We start from the raw sequence: 3,193 nt of genomic DNA on the forward strand, positions 1-3,193 counted from the left end.
CCGGACAGCGGGTGGCAGGGGCCTCGGGAGGGGTCCTCGGGGGGAGCGATGGTGCGGGAACCGAAGCCCGCGAAGGTCGTCCGCATGTCCGTGGAGCAGCCGCTGTGGAAGGCGCTCGCCGGGTACCGGGTGCTCACCCTGCTGTACGCCATCGGGCTGTTCGTGGAGGCCTGGGACACCTACGACCGTCCGCTGGTCGCCGCCGCGTACATGCTGGTGCTGACCGGGTGGACGCTCGCCACGGTGCGCGTTCCGGCCTCCGCCGAGCGCTGCACCCGCCGCTTCCTCATCGCCGACCTCGCCGTGGCGCTCGTCGGGATACTGCTCACCCCGCTCGCGTACACCGCCGAGCGGAACGCCGCGGGGGTGGCCACCCTGCCGTCGATCTGGACCGCGGGCGCGGTGCTGGGCTTCGCCGTCAAGGGCGGCTGGCGCTGGGCGGCCTGGGCCGCGACGGTGGTGGCGGTCGCCAACATCGTGCAGCGCGGCGGCTTCGCCCAGGGCGTGGTGCGCTCGGTGGTGCTGGTCTGGGTGGCCGGGGTGACGATCGGCTACGTGGTGGAGGTGGCCCGCGCCAGTGAGCGGACGCTGGCCCGCGCGCTGCAGATCGAGGCCGCCACCCGGGAGCGGGAGCGGCTGGCCCGGGACATCCACGACAGCGTGCTCCAGGTGCTGGCCATGGTGCAGCGGCGCGGTGCCGCGATCGGCGGCGAGGCGGCCGAACTCGGCCGGATGGCCGGGGAGCAGGAGATCGCCCTGCGCACCCTGGTCTCCAGTGGGCTGGTGGGGCGGCAGCGGAGTGCCGCCGAGGCGGACCCGGAGCGGGTACCGGATCCGCTGCCTGTGGGCGCGGCCGACGGCCCGCTCCCGGAGCCTTCCGCCGACCCCGGGGCGCCCTGCGATCTGCGGGCGCTGCTCGCCCCGCACGCCGGGTCGCGGGTCAGCCTGGCGGAGCCGGGCGCTCCGGTGCTGCTGGCGGCGGGTGCCGCGACAGAGTTGGCGGCGGCCGTCGGCGCGGCCCTGGACAATGTGTGGGCGCACGCGGGGGAGCAGGCCAGGGTGTGGATCCTGGTGGAGGACGAGCCGGCCGCGGTGACGGTGACGGTCCGCGACGACGGGCCCGGCATCCCGGAAGGCAGGCTGGCGGAGGCCGAGCGGGAGGGGCGGTTGGGGGTCGCCCTGTCGATCCGCGGGCGGTTGCGCGACCTCGGCGGCGACGCCGAGTGGTTCTCGGCGCCCGGGCAGGGCACCGAGGTCGAACTGACGGTTCCACGGGGTGGGAAGGCGACGGTATGAGCGGGGCGGCGGACGACCGGGCCGAGGCGGCCGTCAGGGTCATGGTGGTCGACGACCACCCGATGTGGCGGGACGCGGTCGCCCGCGACCTGGCCGAGGCCGGGTTCGAGGTGGTGGCCACCGCGGGCGACGGCCCGCAGGCGGTGCGCCGGGCCCGGGCCGCGGAGCCCGATGTGCTGGTGCTCGACCTCAATCTGCCCGGCCTGCCGGGGGTGCAGGTCTGCAAGGAGCTGGTCGGCGCCGACTCCCGGCTGCGGGTGCTGGTGCTCTCCGCCAGCGGCGAGCACGCCGATGTGCTGGAGGCGGTGAAGTCCGGTGCCTCCGGCTATCTGCTGAAGTCGGCCAGTACCGAGGACCTGCTGGACGCGGTGCGCAGGACGGCGGACGGGGACGCGGTGTTCACCCCGGGCCTGGCCGGGCTGGTGCTCGGCGAGTACCGGAGGCTGGCCGGCGAACCGGCCCCCGCCGCCTCCGGCGAGCCGGCCGCCCCCCAGCTCACCGACCGGGAGACCCAGGTGCTCCGACTGGTGGCCAAGGGTCTGTCGTACAAGCAGATCGCCGAGCGGCTGGTCATCTCGCACCGCACTGTGCAGAACCATGTGCAGAACACCCTCGGCAAGCTCCAGTTGCACAACCGGGTGGAGCTGGTGCGGTACGCCATCGAGCGGGGCCTCGACTCTTCCGGGTGAACCCCGGCGGCCAACTCCCGCCGCACCCGGCCCAGTTCGTTTTCCGGCGCGATGATGTGACTCGGATCACCCCTTAGCGTTGCCCTCCGTGTCGGCCGCCTCCCGGCCGGCTCAGGACCGACTCACCATCGGCTCACGGAGAAGGGAAGATGCGATGCGGGTCGCAGTGCTCACCGGCGGCGGCGACTGCCCCGGGCTCAACGCCGTCATCCGCGCCGCCGTGCGCAAGGGCGTGCAGGAGTACGGCTACGACTTCACCGGCTTCCGGGACGGCTGGCGCGGCCCCCTGGAGGGCGTGACGGTGCCCCTGGACATCCCCGCGGTGCGCGGCATCCTGCCGCGCGGCGGCACCATCCTGGGCTCCTCCCGGACCAACCCGTTCAGCGCGGAGAACGGCGTCCGGCGGATCCGGGAGAACCTGGACAAGTACGAGGTGGACGCGCTGATCGCGATCGGCGGCGAGGACACCCTCGGCGTCGCCGCCCGGCTCGGCGACGAGTACGGCATCCGCTGCGTCGGCGTACCCAAGACCATCGACAACGACCTGTCCGCCACCGACTACACCTTCGGCTTCGACACCGCCGTCAACATCGCCACCGAGGCCATCGACCGACTGCACACCACCGCCGAGTCCCATATGCGGGTGCTGGTGGTCGAGGTGATGGGTCGCCACGCCGGGTGGATCGCCCTGCACGCCGGGCTGGCCGGCGGCGCCAACGCCATCCTCATCCCCGAGCAGCGCTTCGACATCGACCAGATCTGCGGCTGGGTCGAATCCCGCTTCAAGATCCGGTACGCCCCCATCGTGGTGGTCGCCGAGGGCGCCATGCCCAAGGACGGCGACGCGGTGCTCAAGGACTCCTCGCTGGACTCCTTCGGCCATGTCCGGCTCTCCGGGGTCGGCGAGTGGCTGGCCAAGGAGATCGAACGGCGCACCGGCAAGGAGGCCCGTACCACCGTGCTGGGGCACGTCCAGCGCGGCGGCACCCCCAGCGCCTTCGACCGCTGGCTGGCCACCCGCTTCGGACTGCACGCCATCGACGCGGTACGGGACGGGGACTTCGGGACCATGGTGGCCCTGCGCGGCACCCAGGTGGTGCGGGTGCCGCTGGCGGCGGCGACGGCGAAGCTGAAGACGGTGGATCCGGGGTTGTACGCGGAGGCCGGGGTCTTCTTCGGCTGAGGCGCCCCGGGCTTCGCCCCGGTCC

3 protein-coding genes are annotated in these 3,193 nt (G+C 73.6%); all 3 read left to right on the top strand.

All coding sequences use genetic code 11. The features are described from left to right. Positions 1-84 precede the first annotated feature (84 nt). The 3 genes from macS (at position 85) to E4099_RS30700 (ending at position 3,168) form a co-directional block, all read left to right on the top strand. A complete protein-coding gene (gene macS, locus E4099_RS30690; protein ID WP_135342372.1) occupies positions 85-1,296 on the top strand; it encodes a MacS family sensor histidine kinase in 1,212 nt (403 codons plus the stop codon). Beyond that, positions 1,293-1,985, top strand: coding sequence for a response regulator (locus E4099_RS30695; RefSeq protein WP_135342373.1), 693 nt, complete (start codon positions 1,293-1,295; stop codon positions 1,983-1,985). Before macS ends, E4099_RS30695 begins: the two co-directional genes overlap by 4 nt. A gap of 154 nt (positions 1,986-2,139) precedes the next feature. After that, positions 2,140-3,168 (top strand): 6-phosphofructokinase, encoded by a 1,029-nt coding sequence (locus E4099_RS30700; protein ID WP_135342374.1) that lies wholly within the window; start codon positions 2,140-2,142, stop codon positions 3,166-3,168. Positions 3,169-3,193: the final 25 nt, after the last annotated feature.

This window comes from Streptomyces palmae (assembly GCF_004684805.1).
GTDB classification, from domain to species: Bacteria; Actinomycetota; Actinomycetes; order Streptomycetales; family Streptomycetaceae; genus Streptomyces; species Streptomyces palmae.

What these genes read in the sequence shown, in the direction of transcription:
- macS (WP_135342372.1), top strand. Translation starts at nt 85, where the DNA reads ATGTCCGTGGAGCAGCCGCTGTGGAAGGCGCTCGCCGGGTACCGGGTG.
- E4099_RS30695 (WP_135342373.1), top strand. Translation starts at nt 1,293, where the DNA reads ATGAGCGGGGCGGCGGACGACCGGGCCGAGGCGGCCGTCAGGGTCATG.
- E4099_RS30700 (WP_135342374.1), top strand. Translation starts at nt 2,140, where the DNA reads ATGCGGGTCGCAGTGCTCACCGGCGGCGGCGACTGCCCCGGGCTCAAC.